We start from the raw sequence: 16,357 nt of genomic DNA on the forward strand, positions 1-16,357 counted from the left end.
ACAAGTTAAACGTTGCTGCGGTTTGGCCGGTGTTTTTGCATTGTCCGTAATATAGCGGATTAACAAAAACCGGTACGGCGTTGCCCCGCCCCGGCCCAAAGGGAACGGTTCCCTAAGGTGATGGAGCGCCGGGCGGATCGGTTCCGTACTATCCGTACTGCCTGCGGCCCGCCGCCTTGTCCTGATTTTTGTTAATCCGCTATGGTTTAAAGCTTTGTTTCTTAAGTCCGCAGAGTATGCCATGGTTAGACCTTCAACGTTGAGTGTTGTACTATTTTGTTTTTAATTGAATATAGAATTGAGGGCGGAACAGTCGGTGCAGGCACCGTTTGAAACCAGGCAAATCAGCTATGCCTGGCGGGAATCGGGCAGCCCTGAAGAAACCGTATTGACCGCACAAACCGCCGATTCCCCGGATTTACCCGTACAGGCAGTATTGAACCTAACGCACCGTTCCCATAACGGGAAACCCCTAATTCTCCCCTGACTTCAGACGGCATAAAGTCGGCATGCCGTCTGGAAACCAAAAATCTAAAAAGGAACAACCATGCAAACCCTGACCATCATCCGACCCGACGATATGCACCTGCACCTGCGCGACGGCGACGCGCTCAAAGCCGTTGCCCCTTATACCGCCCGCCAAATGGGGCGCGCCGTCATTATGCCCAACCTCAAACCGCCCGTCGTCAGCGTAGCCGACGCGCTTGCCTACAAAGCGCGCATTATGGCGGCGTTGCCCGAAGGCAGCGCGTTTGAGCCGCTGATGACGCTTTACCTGACCGACCAAGCCACGCCCGAACTCGTGCGCGAAGCCAAAGCCGCCGGCATCGTCGCCTTCAAACTCTACCCCGCAGGCGCGACCACCAATTCCGATTCCGGCGTAACCGACCTGTTCAAGCTCATCCCCGTGTTGGAAGAAATGGCAAAACAGGGCATCCTGTTCCTCGTTCACGGCGAAGTAACCGACCCCGAAATCGACATTTTCGACCGCGAAGCCGCCTTTATCGGGCGCGTGATGAAACCCGTTTTGGCGCAAGTGCCGAATCTTAAAGTCGTGTTCGAACACATCACCACCGCCGAAGCCGCCCGCCTCGTTTTGGAAGCCGGCGACAACGTTGCCGCCACCGTTACCCCGCAACACCTCCTGCTCAACCGCAACGACCTCTTGGTCGGCGGTGTGCGCCCCCATCATTTCTGCCTGCCCGTACTCAAACGCGAAACCCACCGTCAGGCATTGGTCGCCGCCGTTACCGGCGAGAAGGCGCACAAATTCTTCCTCGGCACCGACTCCGCGCCGCACGCCAAATCCGCCAAAGAAAACGCCTGCGGCTGCGCCGGTATGTTCAGCGCGATGACCGCCGTCGAACTTTACGCCGAAGTGTTTGAAAAAGCAGGCGCGTTGGACAAACTCGAAGCCTTCGCCTCGAAAAACGGCGCAAGGTTCTACGGCATTCCGGAAAACGCCGACACGATTACCCTTGTCAAACAAAGCCAAACCGTTCCCGCAAGCGTCCCTTACGGCGACGGCGAACTTGTCCCGATGCGCGCGGGCGGCGAAATCGGCTGGACGGTGCAGTATTGATTGAACGGTCAAGCAAAATGCCGTCTGAAAGGTTTTCAGACGGCATTTGTGTATTTTCCGATTCGGATTTTCCGAGTATCAACGGCGTTTGGGCTCGTCTGGGCGGATTTGGGCGGCGAGTTTGTCGAGGATGCCGTTGACGAATTTGTGCCCGTCCGTGCCGCCGAAGGTTTTGGTAACTTCGATGGCTTCGTTGATAATGACGGGGTAGGGCGTTTCGGGCATAGCGGAAAGCTCGTGGCAGGCGGTCAGCAAAACGGCGCGTTCGATGGGGTTGAGGTCTTTTTCGTCCCTGTCGAGCAGCGGGCGGATTTTTTGGATGTAGTCCGCTGCGTTGGTTTGTGTGCCGAAGAAGAGTTTGTTGAACAATTCTTCGTCCGCTTTGGCAAAATCGGACATTTCGCGGATGTTTTTAGCAATCTCGGGTGCTGCGGTGCGGTTGATAAGGGATTGGTAAACGGCTTGTACGGCAAGCTCGCGGGAACGGCGGCGGGCTGTTTTCATGATTTTTCCTTGAAACGGTTGGGCGGCACGGTATGCCGTCTGAAACGGAAAGGGCGCATCGGTGTACGCCCTGTTTGTTATTCTTCGTCTTCAAACTGTTCTTCGAGCAGAAGGTTGACGAGGTTGGCGCATTCTACGGCGACTTTGGCGGCATCCGAGGCTTTTTCTCCAATCCGTTCAATTGCCTGCGCGTCGTTTTCGGTGGTCAGGACGGCGTTGGCAATCGGGATGTTGTAGTCGAGTGCGACGCGGCCGATCCCTGCGCCGGATTCGTTGGCAACCAGCTCGAAATGGTAGGTTTCGCCACGAATGACGACGCCGATGGCAATCAGTGCGTCAAATTTTTCGGAAGAGGCAAAGTTCATCAGCGCGATGGGGATTTCAAGCGCGCCGGGTACGGTGGCGACGGTGATGTTTTCGTCTGCTACGCCCAATTCTTGGAGGGTGCGGCAGCAGACTTTGAGCATTTGGCTGCCGATTTCGTTGGTGAAGCGTGCCTGTACGATGCCGATGCGGAGGTGTTTGCCGTCGAGGTTGGGGGCGATGGTGTTCATTGGGTGTCCTTTGGTATTCGGGGTTTCGGAATGCCGTCTGAAGGTTTCAGTCTTGCGGCTGCCAGTCGGCAACGGTTTGGAATGTGCCGTCTTCGGCAAGCTCCCACGCGCTGCCTTCGGGTTGGGAAAGCAGTGCGGCGGTTTCAGGGTTGGTTTTGGTGATGTCGGCGAGGCTGACGATGCTGAAGTTGTCGGGGTCGTCGGTGTATTCGTCGGTTTCGTCGCCGCTGAAGAAACGCCAGCCGCTGTCGTTTTCAAAAACGGGGGCTTCGCGGTAAAGGAAGCCGACGGGCCGGTTTTGTTTGGCGACGGTGTTGGTGGCGATGCAGCGGTCGAGTGCCGAGGAAAGTGCTTGTGCAAATGCGTTCATTGCGGGAATACGTTGGGGGGGAACTTGCGGATTTTACCACGATTCCCGCGTTGTCGGCAGACGGCGGCGGTTTGGTGGTACAATGTGCGCCGTTTGCAGCCTTAAGGTGTTTCTGTATTTTTGGAGTATGGAAACGCATTCGGGCTGTTTTTTGCGGAAGACGGTAATGAAAGACGATGTTTTGAAACGGCAGGCACATACTGCGATACAGAAAAAGTTAGGCTACGCGTTCCGCGATATGTCGCTTTTGCGGCGGGCTTTGACCCACAGGAGCCATCATGCGAAGCACAACGAACGGTTCGAGTTTGTCGGCGATTCGATTTTGAATTATACGGTGGCGCGGATGCTGTTTGACGCGTTTCCGAAGTTGACCGAGGGCGAGTTGTCGCGGTTGAGGGCGAGTCTGGTCAATGAGGGCGTGCTGGCGGAAATGGCGGCGGAAATGAATGTCGGCGACGGTCTGTATTTGGGGGCGGGCGAGTTGAAGAGCGGCGGCTTCAGACGGCCTTCGATACTGGCGGACGCGATGGAGGCGATGTTTGCCGCCGTCAGCTTCGATGCCGATTTCAACACGGCGGAAAAGGTGGTGCGCCATTTGTTTGCAGAACGCGTCCGGCGCGCCGATTTCCAAAATCAGGCAAAAGACGGCAAAACTGCTTTGCAGGAGGCGTTGCAGGCGCGCCGTTTCGCCTTGCCGAAATACCGCATCGAAGAGCAAATCGGCCATGCCAACGACAGTATGTTTGTCATTTCCTGCGATTTGGGCGAACTGGGTTTCGTGTGCCGTGCCAAAGGGACGAGCCGCAAGGCGGCGGAACAGGAGGCGGCGAAAGAGGCTTTGAAATGGCTGGAAGAGAAGCTGCCGCTGAAGAAGAAAAAGAAATGAGGCGGCGCGTGAATATGCCGTCTGAAATGTGGATATGAAAGCGAATATGGATATTGAAACCTTCCTTGCAGGGGAACGCGCCGCCGGCGGATACCGTTGCGGCTTCGTGGCGATTGTCGGTCGTCCGAACGTGGGCAAATCAACGCTGATGAACCATCTCATCGGTCAGAAAATCAGTATTACCAGCAAAAAGGCGCAGACGACGCGCAACCGCGTAACGGGGATTTATACCGACGATACCGCGCAGTTCGTGTTTGTCGATACGCCGGGCTTTCAAACCGACCACCGCAACGCGCTCAACGACAGGCTGAATCAAAATGTTACCGAGGCGCTCGGCGGTGTGGATGTGGTGGTTTTCGTCGTGGAGGCGATGCGCCTTACCGATGCCGACCGCGTCGTGTTGAAACAACTGCCCAAGCACACGCCGGTCATTTTAGTGATCAACAAAATCGACAAGGACAAGGCGAAAGACCGTTACGCGCTGGAGGCGTTTGTTGCCCAAGTGCGCGCCGAATTTGAATTTGCGGCGGCGGAGGCGGTCAGTGCGAAACACGGTTTGCGGATTGCCAACCTGTTGGAGCTGCTCAAGCCGTATCTGCCCGAAAGCGTACCGATGTATCCCGAAGACATGGTTACGGACAAATCGGCGCGTTTTTTGGCGATGGAAATCGTGCGTGAAAAACTCTTCCGCTATTTGGGCGAGGAGCTGCCTTATGCGATGAACGTCGAAGTGGAGCAGTTTGAAGAGGGAGACGGTTTGAACCGCATCTACATCGCCGTTTTGGTCGACAAAGAAAGCCAAAAGGCGATTTTGATCGGTAAAGGCGGGGAGCGTTTGAAAAAAATTTCCACCGAAGCGCGGCTGGATATGGAAAAACTGTTTGATAACAAAGTATTTTTGAAGGTCTGGGTCAAAGTCAAATCCGGTTGGGCAGACGACATTCGCTTCCTGCGCGAGCTGGGTTTGTAGTTTTTCTTGCTGAACTTTACGCAAATGCCGTCTGAACAGGTTTCGGACGGCATTTTGTTTCAATCGGGAATATCTTTGTTAAAAACGGGTTGATATTATCTGTGCATATTAATATAATGATAATTATTATTAATTAAATAGGGGGGATAGGGATGCGTAAACTGAATTATTACGGTATTGCCTTGCTGCCGTTGATGCTGGCATCCTGCGGCGGCAATTTCGGCGTGCAGCCTGTTGTCGAATCAACGCCGACCGCGTACCCCGTCACTTTCAAGTCTAAGGACGTTCCCACTTCCCCCCCCCTGCCGAGCCTTCGGTAGAAACCACGCCGGTCAACCGGCCCGCCGTCGGTGCGGCAATGCGGTTGTTGAGGCGGAATACTGCTTTTCATCGTGAAGATGGCACGGCAATTCCCGATAGCAAACAAGCAGAAGAAAAGCTGTCGTTTAAAGAAGGTGATGTTCTGTTTTTATACGGTTCAAAAGGAAATAAACTTCAACAACTTAAAAGCGAAATTCATAAACGTGATTCCGATGTAGAAATTAGGACGTCAGAAAAGGAAAATAAAAAATATAATTATAAATTTGTGGATGCCGGTTATGTATATACTAAAAACGGAAAAGATGAAATCGAACAGAACTCAGGTGGTAAGCGGTTTACCCACCGTTTTGGTTATGACGGTTTTGTATATTATTCCGGAGAACGTCCTTCCCAATCTTTACCGAGCGCGGGAACGGTAAAATATTTCGGCAACTGGCAATATATGACCGATGCCAAACGTCATCGGACAGGTAAGGCGGTTGCCAGTGACGATTTGGGTTATATAACATTTTATGGTAACGATATTGGTGCAACTTCTTATGCGGCTAAGGATGCCGACGACAGGGAAAAACATCCTGCCGAATATACGGTTGATTTCGACAAAAAAATCCTAAAGGGCGAGCTGATTAAAAATCAGTATGTGCAAAAGAAAAATGATCCTAAAAAACCGCTGACCATTTACAACATCACTGCCGATTTAAACGGCAACCGCTTTACCGGCAGTGCCAAAGTTAACACCGAGGTGAAGACGAGACACGCTGATAAAGAATATTTGTTTTTCCATACCGATGCCGATCAGCGGCTTGAGGGCGGTTTTTTCGGCGATAACGGAGAAGAGCTTGCCGGACGGTTTATCAGTAACGACAACGGCGTATTCGGCGTATTCGCAGGCAAACAAAAAACAAACGCATCAGGCACAAATCCTGCTATGCCGTTTGGAAAACACACCAAAATCTTGGATTCTCTAAAAATTTCCGTTGACGAGGCGACTGATGAAAATCCCCGTCCGTTTGAGGTTTCCACTATGCCCGATTTTGGTCATCCCGACAAACTTCTTGTCGAAGGGCGTGAAATTCCTTTGGTTAGCAAAGAGAAAACCATCGATCTTGCCGACGGCAGGAAAATGACCGTCAGTGCTTGTTGCGACTTTTTGACCTATGTGAAACTCGGACGGATAAAAACCGAACGCCCCGCCGTCAAACCGAAGGCGCAGGACGAAGAGGATTCGGGTATTAATAACGGTGAAGAAAGCGAAGACGAAGAAGAAATCGCCGAAGAAAGCGAAGACGAAGTTTCCGAAGATGATAACGGCGAAGACGAAGACGAAATCGTCGAAGAAGAAGCTGATGAAGCTGAAGAAATCGAAGAAGAAGCTGAAGAGGAAGAACCCGAAGAAGAATCGCCGGAAGAAGGCAACGGTGTTTCAGACGGCATCCCGCCCGCCCCGGAAGCCCTTAAAGGCAGGGACATCGACCTTTTCCTGAAAGGTATCCGCACGGCGGAAGCCGACATTCCAAAAACCGGAACGGCGCATTATACCGGCACTTGGGAAGCGCGTATCGGCGAACCCATTCAATGGGATAATAAGGCGGATAAAGCGGCAAAAGCAGAATTTGACGTTGATTTCGGCAATAAATCGATTTCCGGAACGCTGACGGAGCAAAACGGTGTAGAACCTGCTTTCCGTATTGAAAACGGCGTGATTGAGGGCAACGGTTTCCACGCAACAGCACGCACTCGGGATAACGGCATCAATCTTTCGGGAAATGGTTCGACTAATCCTCAAAGTTTCAAAGCCGACAATCTTCTTGTAACGGGCGGCTTTTACGGCCCGCAGGCGGCGGAATTGGGCGGCACTATTTTCAATAAGGATGGGAAATCTCTTGGTATAACTGAAGATATTGAAAATGAAGTTGAAAATGAAGCTGATGTTGGCGAACAGTTAGAACCTGAAGTTAAACCCCAATTCGGCGTGGTATTCGGTGCGAAGAAAGATAATAAAGAGGTGGAAAAATGAATAAGAAACACGGTTTTCCGCTGACTTTGACGGCGTTGGCCATTGCAACCGCTTTTCCGGCTTATGCTGCCCAAGCGGGGGCGGCGGCACTTGATGCGGCGCAAAGTCAATCATTGAAAGAGGTTACCGTCCGTGCCGCCAAAGTGGGACGGCGATCGAAAGAGGCGACAGGTTTGGGCAAAATCGTCAAAACGTCGGAAACGTTGAACAAAGAACAGGTACTCGGTATCCGCGACCTGACGCGCTACGATCCGGGCGTGGCGGTTGTCGAACAGGGCAACGGCGCGAGCGGCGGCTACTCGATACGCGGCGTAGATAAAAACCGTGTGGCGGTTTCGGTTGACGGCGTTGCCCAAATACAGGCGTTTACCGTGCAGGGATCGTTGAGCGGATACGGCGGACGCGGCGGCAGCGGCGCAATCAACGAAATCGAATATGAAAACATCAGCACGGTGGAAATCGACAAAGGCGCCGGTTCGTCCGATCACGGCAGCGGCGCACTCGGCGGCGCGGTCGCCTTCCGCACCAAAGAGGCGGCAGACCTGATTTCAGACGGCAAAAGCTGGGGGATACAGGCAAAAACCGCTTACGGCAGTAAAAACCGCCAATTTATGAAGTCGCTCGGCGCGGGGTTCAGCAAAGACGGTTGGGAAGGGCTGCTAATCCGAACCGAACGCCAAGGGCGGGAAACGCGCCCGCACGGCGATATTGCGGACGGGGTGGAATACGGCATAGACCGTTTGGACGCGTTCCGCCAGACATACGATATTAAACGCAAGACAACAGAGCCATTTTTCTTAGTAGAGGGCGAGAATACACTCAAGCCCGTGGCAAAATTGGCGGGCTACGGGATATATTTGAACCGCCAGCTCAACCGCTGGGTAAAAGAACGTATTGAACAAAATCAGCCTTTAAGTGCTGAAGAAGAGGCGCAGGTGCGGGAGGCGCAGGCGCGCCACGAAAACCTGTCCGCCCAAGCCTACACGGGCGGCGGCAGGATATTGCCCGATCCGATGGATTACCGCAGCGGCTCTTGGCTTGCCAAGCTGGGCTACCGCTTCGGCGGCAGGCATTATGTCGGCGGCGTGTTTGAGGATACCAAACAGCGTTACGACATCCGCGATATGACGGAAAAACAGTATTACGGTACGGACGAGGCGGAAAAGTTTAGAGACAAGAGCGGGGTGTACGACGGCGACGATTTCCGCGACGGCTTGTATTTTGTGCCGAATATAGAAGAGTGGAAGGGCGATAAAAATTTGGTCAAGGGCATAGGTTTGAAATATTCCCGCACCAAATTTATTGACGAACATCACCGCCGCCGCCGTATGGGTTTGCTGTACCGTTATGAAAATGAGAAATACTCGGACAACTGGGCGGATAAGGCGGTGTTGTCGTTTGACAAACAGGGCGTGGCAACCGACAACAACACGCTGAAGCTGAATTGCGCCGTGTATCCTGCCGTGGACAAATCCTGCCGCGCGTCGGCGGACAAACCGTATTCCTACGACAGCAGCGACCGTTTCCACTACCGCGAACAGCACAATGTTTTGAATGCCTCGTTTGAGAAGTCGCTGAAAAACAAATGGACGAAACACCATCTGACTTTGGGCTTCGGTTACGATGCTTCCAAAGCAGTATCCCGCCCAGAACAGCTTTCCCACAATGCGGCAAGGATTTCGGAATCCACGGGATTCGATGAAAAGAATCAAGATAAGTACCGTTTGGGTAAGCCCGAAGTCGTCGAAGGGTCGGTCTGCGGCTATATCGAAACCCTGCGTTCCCGCAAATGCGTGCCAAGAAAAATCAACGGCAGCAATATCCACATTTCTTTGAACGACCGTTTTTCAATCGGCAAATATTTTGATTTCAGCTTGGGCGGCAGGTACGACCGGAAAAACTTCACCACGTCGGAAGAACTCGTCCGCAGCGGGCGGTATGCCGACCGTTCGTGGAACAGCGGCATCGTGTTCAAACCGAACCGGCATTTTTCCGTGTCTTACCGCGCCTCCAGCGGCTTCAGAACGCCTTCCTTCCAAGAACTTTTCGGGATAGACATTTATCACGATTATCCGAAAGGCTGGCAGCGTCCCGCCCTGAAATCGGAAAAGGCAGCCAACCGGGAAATCGGTTTGCAGTGGAAGGGCGATTTCGGCTTTTTGGAAATCAGCAGTTTCCGCAACCGTTATACCGATATGATTGCCGTTGCCGATCAAAAAACCAAATTGCCGGATTCAGCAGGACGATTGACAGAGATTGATATACGCGATTATTACAATGCCCAAAATATGTCGCTTCAAGGCATCAACATCTTGGGGAAAATCGACTGGAACGGCGTATACGGCAAACTGCCCGAAGGCCTGTACACCACATTGGCGTACAACCGTATCAAACCGAAATCGGTATCCAACCGGCCGGACTTGTCCCTCCGCAGCTATGCTTTGGATGCGGTACAGCCGTCGCGTTATGTTTTGGGGTTCGGATACGACCAGCCCGAGGGGAAATGGGGCGCAAACATTATGCTGACCTATTCCAAAGGGAAAAACCCTGACGAGCTTGCTTATCTGGCAGGCGATCAAAAACGATATTCGGCAGGAAGGGTTACGTCTTCTTGGAAAACGGCAGATGTTTCCGCTTATCTGAATCTGAAAAAACGGCTGACCTTGAGGGCGGCTATCTACAATATCGGCAACTACCGCTACGTTACTTGGGAATCCTTGCGCCAGACTGCGGAAAGCACGGCAAACCGGCACGGCGGCGACAGCAACTATGGAAGGTATGCCGCACCGGGCAGGAACTTCAGCCTCGCGCTCGAAATGAAGTTTTAAAGGAAATGCCGTCTGGAAGCTTGATCTGCACCCCAAAAGTCGGACTAAACCGCCAACTGATTAAGGTGCAGGTTTTTTTGATTCAATATAAACAAGATTTCCGCCGTCATTCCCGCGCAGGCGGGAATCCGGACATTCAATGCTAAGGCAATTTATCGGAAATGACTGAAACTCAAAAAACCGGATTCCCACTTTCGTGGGAATGACGCGATTAGAGTTTCAAAATTTATTCTAAATAGCTGAAGCTCAATGAACCGGGTTCCCGCCTGCGCGGGAATGACGGGATTAAGTTTTCAAAATTCATCAGAAATTATTGATTTAATGGCATAAATTTTTGAGATTATAGTGGATTAACAAAAATCAGGACAAGGCGACGAAGCCGCAGACAGTACAAATAGTACGGCAAGGCGAGGCAACGCCGTACTGGTTTTTGTTAATCCACTATAAGTCATTCCGGCGGCAATTTTTGTTGCTTTAACGGGATAGGCGGTTGGCGGTTGCGATAAAGGCGGCGACTTTGGCGGGGTCTTTTTTGCCTTTAGACGCTTCCACGCCGCCGGATACGTCGACCGCTTCCGCTCCGGTGATGCGGACGGCTTCGCCGACGTTTTCAGGGGTCAGCCCGCCGGCAAGCACCCACGGCTTGCCCGAATATTCCGCCAACAGCGTCCAGTCGAAGCGGTGTCCGGTGCCGCCGTATTCCGAAGGGTGATAGGCATCGAACAGCAGTGCCTGAGCGTTGGGGAAGCGCGTGGCGGCGTTTCGGATGTCTGATGCCGTCTGAACACGAATGGCTTTAATATAGGGGCGGTCGAACTGCCGGCAGAATGCATCGTCTTCGTCGCCGTGGAATTGGATGATGTGTATCGGCACTTCGGCAAGGATGCGGCGGATGTTTTGCGCGCTTTCGTTGACGAAAAGGGCGACAACGCTGACAAACGGCGGCAGTGCGGCGGCGATTTTTTGTGCTTTAATGATGTCGATAGCGCGGGGGCTTTGGGGGTAAAAAACCAGTCCCAATGCGTCTGCGCCGGCGTGGGCGGCATACAGTGCGTCTTCCGGTGTGGTGATGCCGCAGATTTTGGTGCGGATTTTCCTCATTCGGTATTCCTTTATTTGGGAAACGGTGCGCTTGTGCCGTTTCAGACGGCATTCCCGATCAGTCGATTTTGATGTATTCGACAGAAAGGATTTCAATTTCCTCACGGCCTTCCGGCGTGTTCAAAACCACTTCGTCGCCTTCGCGCGCTTTAATCAGGCAACGCGCCAACGGCGAAATCCAAGAAATTTTGTTTTGCGCGGTATCGATTTCATCGACGCCGACGATTTTGACGGTTTGCTCGCGCCCGTCGCCACGCAACAGACCGACGGTCGCGCCGAAAAATACTTGGTCGGTCGCTTCGCGCAATTCGGGATCGACGACGACGGCAGCCTCCAAACGTTTGGTCAGGAAACGGATGCGGCGGTCGATTTCGCGCATACGGCGTTTGCCGTAAAGATAGTCGCCGTTTTCGCTGCGGTCGCCGTTGCCTGCCGCCCAGTTGACGATTTGGACGATTTCGGGGCGTTCTTTATTGACCAGTTGATAAAGCTCGTCTTTCAATGCCTGCCAGCCGGCGGGCGTAATGTAGTTTTTGGTTTCGGTACTCATATCGTGTGCGGATGAAACGGGAAATGTGATGCCGATATGGGAAATGCCGTCTGAAAACCCAACGTTCGGATTTCAGACGGCATCGCGGTTTGGGAAGCCTTATTCTTCGTCGCCCGCATCGCTGATGCTGATGCTGTGTTCCATCCTGCTCGGGTGGATTTTCAGACCGGCGCAGCCGGATTTCTCGGCAGACAGGCGGTCGAGGTAGGCATCATCGATGTCGCCGGTCCGATAAATGCCGTTGAAACAGGACGAATCGAAGGATTCGATTTTCGGGTTGAGTGCTTTGACGACGGCTTCCAAATCGCCCAAGTCTTGAAACACGATGCCGTCCGCGCCGATTTCGGCGGCGATTTCCGCCGCGCTGCGCCCGTTGGCAATCAACTCTTCGCGCGTGGGCATATCGATGCCGTACACATTGGGATAGCGCACTTCGGGCGCGGCGGAGGCGATATAGACTTTGCGCGCGCCCGCCGCGCGTACCATTTCGACGATTTCGCGGCTGGTCGTCCCGCGCACGATGGAGTCGTCCACCAGCAACACGCTTTTGCCTGCAAATTCGGTTTCCATCGGGCTGAGTTTTTGGCGCACGGATTTTTTGCGCGTCGACTGACCGGGCATGATAAAGGTGCGGCCGATATAGCGGTTTTTAATCAAACCCTCGCGGTAAGGCTTTTTGAGGTGGACGGCAAGTTCCATTGCACTGGGGCGGCTGGTGTCGGGAATGGGCATCACGACGTCGATGCCGTCCACGGGCAGCTCGCGTTTGATTTTTTCCGCCAAGGACACGCCCATATCCAAGCGCGACTGGTAAACGGACACGCCGTCAATCACGGAGTCGGGGCGGGCAAAATAAACATATTCAAAAAGGCAGGGGCTGAGTTTGGCGCGGTCGCTGCATTGTCGGGCGATGATTGTGCCGTTAAAGCCGACAAATACCGCTTCGCCCGGCCGGATATCGCGTTCCAAATCGTAGGCAAGCGCATTGAAGGCGACGGATTCGGAGGCGACGGCATAGGATTTCCTGCCTTCGCTGTCGGTTTGCGAACCCAATGCCAGCGGGCGGATGCCGTAAGGGTCGCGGAAGGCGAGCATACCGTAGCCCGCAATCATGGCAACCACGCCGTATGCACCGCGCACCAGGCGGTGGACTTCGGCAACGGCGTTGAAAATATTGTCGGCATTGAGCCGGTGCGGGTCGGCGTTTTTAGAGACTTCGCGGCGCAATTCGTGCGCGAATACGTTGAGCAAAACTTCGGAATCGGAGCCGGTGTTGATGTGGCGCAGGTGTTTGTTACACACGTTTTCATACAGTTCGGCAGTGTTGGTGAGGTTGCCGTTGTGCGCCAAAACGATGCCGAAAGGCGAGCTGACGTAGAAAGGCTGCGCCTCCGCGCTGCTGCCGGCGTTGCCCGCCGTGGGATAACGGACGTGGGCGATGCCGGCGTTGCCGGTCAAATCGCGCATATTGCGCGTGCGGAACACTTCGCTCACCATCCCTTTGCCTTTGTGCATATGGAAGGTACCGCCTTCCGCCGTTGCAATGCCCGCCGCATCCTGCCCCCTGTGCTGCAACATCTGCAAACCGTCGTACAGAAGCTGGTTCACGGGTTCATGACTGACCAAACCTAATACGCCGCACATATCGTCTTCTCCGATTCGAGGTTTAAGGGTGAAACGGAATTATAAAGCAAACGGCGGCTTTTTGCCCGAATTGTTGACAATATTTGTGTAAAGTCAGGCAGGTGCGCTTTGTCTGTCGGGGTGTGTCAAGGAAAGAAAAGGCGTTTCGGACGGCATAAATCAGGTATGCTGTCTGAAACGCCACGTATGCGGATTAGTCGTCGTCGAGGGATTCGGGTGCGTTGTCCGTATGGTTTAACACCGCTTCGGAAAGCGATACGAAAAACGGTACGGTATAGGACTGTTGCCATTCTTCGGTATCGGGCAGGTCGGTTTTTGAAGCAAGCATGATCAGCAGGGTAACAATCAAAACGCCTTTCAATGCACCGAATACACCGCCCAAAATGCGGTTGGCAAAGCCCAGACCGACCGCCGAAACTGCGCCGGTCAGCAGCGAACGGAGCATTTTCTGGATCAGACAGGCAATGACGAACAGGGAAATGAATGACAGAGCCAATGCAAACAGGCGGGGTTGGAACGAGGCAAAGGCGAGGTCGGCGAAGGGTGCGGCAAAGAGTTTGGCAAAAAAGAAGGAAACCACCCATGCCACCATCGAACCTGCTTCCGCAATCACGCCGCGCATCGTGGAAATGACGATGCAGGCGGCGATGACGGCGGAGGCGAGGAGGTCGGCAATGGGGAGGCTATTCATTCGTTACCTGGCCGGCGATGCCGTGCACGCGCAGTTTGTTCAAATCGCGTTCGGCATCCCTTGCGTTTTTATAGTTGCTTGATTTGACGCGGTAAACTTTGCCGTTGTCGGTCATGATTTCGGTGATGGTCGAATCGATACCCGCCGCCTTCATTTTACGCTGGAGGCTCAAGGCGCGTTCTTTTTCGGCATAACCTGCCTGAATGGCGGCTTTTTTGCCCGCCTTGCCGGATTTTTCCTTCTCGGCGGTTTTGGTTTTGTCCGCTTTGTCGGTTTTTTGCGCCGTTTCGTGTTTTTTGCCGTCCGAACGGTCTTTTTCGGCTGTCTTTTTGCCTTCAGCCTTGTCGGCTTTTTTCGCTTCTTTTACCGCGCTGTCGGATTTTGCCGTATCCGGTTTGGTTTTTTCGGCAGCAGTTTTCGGTTTGTCGGCAACTTTTTCGGCGGTTTTGGTTTCTTTGGCTTTGGGCTTGGCTTCGGCAGTGCGTTCCGCTTTTTGCGGTTTGGGTTCGGCAGAGCGTTTCGGTTTTTCAACCGCTACCGTATCCGTACTGTCGGCAGTTGCCGACACTTTTTCGGCAGCGCGTTGTTTTGCCTGCTTCGGTTCGGTTTTGGCGGTTTCTGCCTGTTGCAGTTTCTCGGATTCTTCCAAACCTTTGATGTTGCTGTCTTCGAGCCGGTCGTTAATCAGCACCAGCGGCGCGCCTACGTTTTCAGGCTCGCTGATTTCGCTGTCGGCGGCAGAAGGCTTGTCTTCGCCTGCCAAGTCCTGCGGTTTGTCGGCGGCGGTTTCCCCGTTTTCGGCGGCGGATTTCAAGGCAGGGGTTTGTGCCGTGTTTGCCGTTTGGCTTTCCGTTGCGCCGGTTTCGCCGGCCTGCGGTGCGGGATTGCTGTCGGCAGGATCGGAACTGAGTGCGGCTGCCAGCAGGATGCAGGAGGCGGCAACCAGGGAGCTTGCCGTTACGAGGCGGCGGCGGTTGCGCCGTTTCAGCTGTTCGTAACCGGTCAGGACTTCGTTTTGTTTGTTTTCGGACATAGAAGTTTCCTTTTCACAGTACCGACATTACGTCGGCGACGGTATGAAATGAGCCGAATACGACGATTCTGTCGTCTTCGCCCGCTTTTGAGGCTGCCGCCCGGTACGCGTCGCGGACGGCGGCGAATGTCTGTATGTTTTCGATGTGGTGTTGTTCCAATTTGGCTTTCAGTGCATCCGCCGTCATACCGCGCGGCACGTCCAAAGGCGCGATATACCACTCGTCAAACTGGTCTTTAACGGTTTCCGACACGCCGTCTATGTCTTTGTCGGACAGCATACTGAACACGGCGGTGCGCTTTTGCGCGTAGGCAAGGTTGATTAGGTTGCGGCGCAGGGCGCGGGCGGCGTGGGGGTTGTGTCCGACATCCAATACGGTCAGCGGCCGGCCGGGCAGGACTTGGAAGCGTCCGGGATTTTCAACCAGCAGCAGCCCGCGTTTGATTGCACCAATGTCCACCGGCAGTCTGTCGTCGAGGCATTCCAATACGGTCAACGCGCAGGCGGCGTTAGAAAGCTGGTATGCGCCGCGCAATGCGGGGAAGGGCAGGGCATTGCGGTTGCGTGCGGGGCCGTCTGAATGCTGCGGCCGGAAGCGGTAGTTCCATTGGATGTTTTCCATCGCGTGAAACTCGAAATCGCGCTGTACCATCAGCAGTTTCGCGCCTATGGCTTCGGCGTGTGCGACCAATGATGCGGGCGCGGGGTTTTGACCGCAGATGGCGGGTTTGCCGCTGCGGAACACGCCTGCCTTTTCAAAGCCGACCTGTTCGACCGTATCGCCCAAAAATGCCTGATGGTCCAAATCCACACTAGTAACCACCGCGCAATCGCCGTCAAACGCGTTGACCGCGTCCAAACGTCCGCCCAAGCCGACTTCCAATATCATTACATCCACTTGTTCGCGTATGAAGATGTCGACAGCCGCCAAGGCATTGAATTCAAAATAAGTCAGCGATATTTCGCCGCGCGCGGCTTCGATGCGCTCGAAAGAGGCAATAATCGTATCGTCCGAAACGGGTTCGGCGTTGATGGCGATGCGTTCGTTGTAATGCAATAAATGCGGGCTGGTCAGCGTGCCGGTTTTGAAGCCTGCCTGTTTGTAAATCTGTGTCAGGTAGGCGCAGACCGAACCTTTGCCGTTTGTTCCCGCGACGACGACGACGGGGCATTGCGGTGTCAGGTTCATGCGCTTTTTTACTTCGCTTACGCGCTCCAAACCCATGTCGATCAAACCGCCGCTGTGGGCGGTTTCCAAATGCGAGAGCCAGTCTTGTAGTGTTTTCATGAGTGTTTCGTTTTCAAA

14 protein-coding genes and 2 pseudogenes are annotated in these 16,357 nt (G+C 53.8%); 6 read left to right on the forward strand and 10 right to left on the reverse strand.

The window, feature by feature from the left end; all coding sequences use genetic code 11:
- On the reverse strand, positions 1 to 243 hold a 243-nt coding region (locus DFR77_RS13570), incomplete at its 3' end, for a hypothetical protein (RefSeq protein ID WP_346223240.1).
- A gap of 46 nt (positions 244 to 289) precedes the next feature.
- On the opposite strand from DFR77_RS13570, the pseudogene DFR77_RS14470 reads away from it, so the two are divergent.
- Both DFR77_RS14470 and pyrC read left to right on the forward strand, forming a co-directional pair.
- Positions 290 to 487: pseudogene (locus DFR77_RS14470) on the forward strand (NMCC_0638 family (lipo)protein); the annotation flags it as partial.
- Positions 488 to 547: 60 nt separating this feature from the next.
- On the forward strand, positions 548 to 1,582 hold the full coding sequence (gene pyrC / locus DFR77_RS00010; protein WP_003692693.1) for a dihydroorotase: 1,035 nt from the start codon (positions 548 to 550) through the stop codon (positions 1,580 to 1,582).
- 78 nt (positions 1,583 to 1,660) lie between these two features.
- Here the strand turns inward: pyrC and nusB are convergent, their stop codons facing one another.
- The 3 genes from nusB to DFR77_RS00025 all read right to left on the reverse strand — a co-directional run bounded on the left by nusB (position 1,661) and on the right by DFR77_RS00025 (position 3,010).
- Positions 1,661 to 2,086, reverse strand: coding sequence for a transcription antitermination factor NusB (gene nusB / locus DFR77_RS00015; protein ID WP_002241285.1), 426 nt, complete (start codon positions 2,084 to 2,086; stop codon positions 1,661 to 1,663).
- Between the two features lie 77 nt (positions 2,087 to 2,163).
- Positions 2,164 to 2,640, reverse strand: coding sequence for a 6,7-dimethyl-8-ribityllumazine synthase (gene ribH, locus DFR77_RS00020; RefSeq protein ID WP_003687601.1), 477 nt, complete (start codon positions 2,638 to 2,640; stop codon positions 2,164 to 2,166).
- A gap of 46 nt (positions 2,641 to 2,686) precedes the next feature.
- On the reverse strand, positions 2,687 to 3,010 hold the full coding sequence (locus tag DFR77_RS00025) for a DUF2185 domain-containing protein (protein ID WP_002238889.1): 324 nt from the start codon (positions 3,008 to 3,010) through the stop codon (positions 2,687 to 2,689).
- 166 nt (positions 3,011 to 3,176) lie between these two features.
- Here DFR77_RS00025 and rnc point away from each other — a divergent pair, with 166 nt between their 5' ends.
- The 4 genes and pseudogenes from rnc to lbpA all read left to right on the forward strand — a co-directional run bounded on the left by rnc (position 3,177) and on the right by lbpA (position 10,032).
- Positions 3,177 to 3,896 (forward strand): ribonuclease III, encoded by a 720-nt coding sequence (rnc, locus tag DFR77_RS00030; protein ID WP_012503422.1) that lies wholly within the window; start codon positions 3,177 to 3,179, stop codon positions 3,894 to 3,896.
- A 46-nt stretch (positions 3,897 to 3,942) separates the two neighbouring features.
- The gene (gene era / locus DFR77_RS00035; protein WP_025455773.1) at positions 3,943 to 4,866 is read left to right on the forward strand and encodes a GTPase Era; all 924 of its coding nucleotides are present in this window, start codon (positions 3,943 to 3,945) and stop codon (positions 4,864 to 4,866) included.
- A gap of 152 nt (positions 4,867 to 5,018) precedes the next feature.
- Positions 5,019 to 7,204 (forward strand): annotated as a pseudogene (locus tag DFR77_RS00040) (transferrin-binding protein-like solute binding protein).
- Positions 7,201 to 10,032: a lactoferrin/transferrin-binding protein LbpA gene (lbpA, locus tag DFR77_RS00045; protein WP_003692697.1), complete on the forward strand. Its 2,832-nt coding sequence runs from the start codon at positions 7,201 to 7,203 to the stop codon at positions 10,030 to 10,032. Before DFR77_RS00040 ends, lbpA begins: the two are co-directional and overlap by 4 nt.
- Positions 10,033 to 10,506: 474 nt before the next feature.
- On the opposite strand, the gene DFR77_RS00050 is transcribed toward lbpA, so the two are convergent.
- The 6 genes from DFR77_RS00050 to folC all read right to left on the reverse strand — a co-directional run bounded on the left by DFR77_RS00050 (position 10,507) and on the right by folC (position 16,339).
- Entirely contained in the window at positions 10,507 to 11,133 is a 627-nt protein-coding gene (locus DFR77_RS00050) for a phosphoribosylanthranilate isomerase (RefSeq protein ID WP_003687611.1), read from the reverse strand.
- Positions 11,134 to 11,191: 58 nt separating this feature from the next.
- On the reverse strand, positions 11,192 to 11,683 hold the full coding sequence (gene greB / locus DFR77_RS00055; protein WP_003687613.1) for a transcription elongation factor GreB: 492 nt from the start codon (positions 11,681 to 11,683) through the stop codon (positions 11,192 to 11,194).
- 99 nt (positions 11,684 to 11,782) lie between these two features.
- A complete protein-coding gene (purF, locus tag DFR77_RS00060) occupies positions 11,783 to 13,327 on the reverse strand; it encodes an amidophosphoribosyltransferase (RefSeq protein WP_003687614.1) in 1,545 nt (514 codons plus the stop codon).
- Positions 13,328 to 13,520: 193 nt separating this feature from the next.
- Entirely contained in the window at positions 13,521 to 14,018 is a 498-nt protein-coding gene (locus DFR77_RS00065) for a CvpA family protein (RefSeq protein WP_003687616.1), read from the reverse strand.
- Complete coding sequence (gene ftsN, locus DFR77_RS00070) at positions 14,011 to 15,051, reverse strand: cell division protein FtsN (protein WP_003687618.1); 1,041 nt, start codon at positions 15,049 to 15,051, stop codon at positions 14,011 to 14,013. The genes DFR77_RS00065 and ftsN overlap by 8 nt, the downstream gene beginning before the upstream one ends.
- A 13-nt stretch (positions 15,052 to 15,064) precedes the next feature.
- A complete protein-coding gene (gene folC, locus DFR77_RS00075; RefSeq protein WP_003687619.1) occupies positions 15,065 to 16,339 on the reverse strand; it encodes a bifunctional tetrahydrofolate synthase/dihydrofolate synthase in 1,275 nt (424 codons plus the stop codon).
- Between the last annotated feature and the right edge of the window lie 18 nt (positions 16,340 to 16,357).

Origin of the sequence: Neisseria gonorrhoeae (assembly GCF_003315235.1) — a bacterium.
Taxonomy (GTDB): Bacteria; Pseudomonadota; Gammaproteobacteria; order Burkholderiales; family Neisseriaceae; genus Neisseria; species Neisseria gonorrhoeae.